Source organism: Reyranella sp. (assembly GCF_004296935.1).
Taxonomy (GTDB): domain Bacteria; phylum Pseudomonadota; class Alphaproteobacteria; order Reyranellales; family Reyranellaceae; genus Reyranella.
In genome coordinates this window covers 1-1,509 of record NZ_SCVH01000114.1, presented here as the reverse complement: position 1 = coordinate 1,509, position 1,509 = coordinate 1, and the positions used below count along the sequence as shown (strand labels likewise).

The window sequence follows — 1,509 nt, the reverse complement described above, 5'->3', positions numbered from 1 at the left end:
GGGGCAATGCCGGTGTCGACAGCAGGGTCAGGGCCAGAAAAACGAGAACTGGTCGCATATTGTCCTCCCACGGCCGGTCGATGACTTCGCGTTCCCCATCCTCGTTCAATTGAAGCGTCGGCGATGGCTCATCCTGCGCCGCAGCGCGCCCACGCGACGAACTCATCGGGTTCGTCGAACAGCCGCTCTGGCGCGCGATGTGAAGGCAGTGGTCGGCCGTGCTGCGTCGCCTGCACCAGGCTGGTGCAGGCGACGTTTCGCTGGTGGATGTCGACTACTGGATGACGATCGCAACGCGGCGGTTGCGCGGCTCGTTCGCCTGGTCGCCGGTGTTGACCAGCAGGCCGGTTTCGCCGTCGCCGCTTGTCGCGATGGCCGCGGCCGGCACGCCTGCCTTGACCAGGGCGTCCTTGACCACGGTGGCGCGGCGCTGAGACAGCTGCACGTTCATGGCGGGCGAGCCCACCGTGTCGGCGTAGCCGGTCACCTGGATCCGCGCACTGACCTTGGTCTTGTAGACCTGGGCCGCCTGGCTGATCGTCTGCATGGACTGGTCACTGAGCTTGGTGCTGCCCAGGTCGAAGAACGTCATGTACGACACGGGCGCCTGCGGCGCCGGCGGTGCGGGCGGTGGTGTGACGGCGGGCTCGCCGCAGGCGCTCAACAAGGACGCGGCCGCGATGAGAACGAACAATTTCCTGAACATAACCCTCTCCTCCCCATGATGTATGTTCGATCGCTCAGCGGCCTCGGCCGCAGAGGCAGTCTGGCCCACCACGTCTGCGGGAGCAATCACGACAGGTTTCAATCCGGGTGAAGGCGCCCTGGCCTGGCCCCGGTGCCGTCCGGGCCCCCGACCGTGGTGTTGCGAGAGGTTCGCAACAAGAATCGCTCACAGCCAGGGCACAGGTCGGGCGCACCGGACCGTGGCCGCGGGCAACGGAGGCTGCAGCGATGGCGGAAAGCAGGGATATGAAGAGAGTGCGGACAAGGCCCATCCGCGCGATGCGAGCTACGGCTTTGATTTTCGCCGTGGCGCCGCCCGCTTCCGCTTCGCCGCGACCCGGCGCGCCGCCGCCAGGGCAAGGCGCGCCCAGGCGACCAGTTCATCGGTTTCGTCGAACAGCCGCTCCGGCGCGCGGCAGAAGGCGAGATCTATGGTGGCGCCCTTCTTCTCGTAGTTGAGGAGCGGCGAGGCGAGGGCCTCCGCGAAGGCCGCCCGGTTATGGTCGTCGAGCCGCAGGTAGAGCATGTTGTCGGCCACCACGGCGAACATCACCCCGTCGCAGAACACGCCGGTCTTGCCGAACATGCGCCGCAGCGTGACGCGGCCGAGCGGCGCCAGCTGCTCGCGCAGGAACTCGGCAAAGCTGTCGCTGGCAACCATCCTGTCCTCCGTCCTCCGCAGGATAGCGCGGATGACGCGCCGGGAGCCGGCGGATCGAAAGGGATGCCTGCCTGCAAAGCGAAGGGGCGGCCCATGCCTGGACCGCCCCCGCCAGTAAAACC

At 67.4% G+C, this 1,509-nt stretch carries 2 protein-coding genes; both read right to left on the bottom strand.

Going from position 1 to position 1,509, the window contains the following annotated elements:
- Positions 1–274: 274 nt before the first annotated feature.
- On the bottom strand, positions 275–706 hold the full coding sequence (locus EPO55_RS16395) for an OmpA family protein (RefSeq protein WP_296338073.1): 432 nt from the start codon (positions 704–706) through the stop codon (positions 275–277).
- Between the two features lie 306 nt (positions 707–1,012).
- Complete coding sequence (locus EPO55_RS16390) at positions 1,013–1,387, bottom strand: TfoX/Sxy family protein (RefSeq protein ID WP_296338072.1); 375 nt, start codon at positions 1,385–1,387, stop codon at positions 1,013–1,015.
- Between the last annotated feature and the right edge of the window lie 122 nt (positions 1,388–1,509).

Coding starts and splice junctions, on each gene's coding strand:
- EPO55_RS16395 (WP_296338073.1), bottom strand. CDS start 706: ATGTTCAGGAAATTGTTCGTTCTCATCGCGGCCGCGTCCTTGTTGAGC.
- EPO55_RS16390 (WP_296338072.1), bottom strand. CDS start 1,387: ATGGTTGCCAGCGACAGCTTTGCCGAGTTCCTGCGCGAGCAGCTGGCG.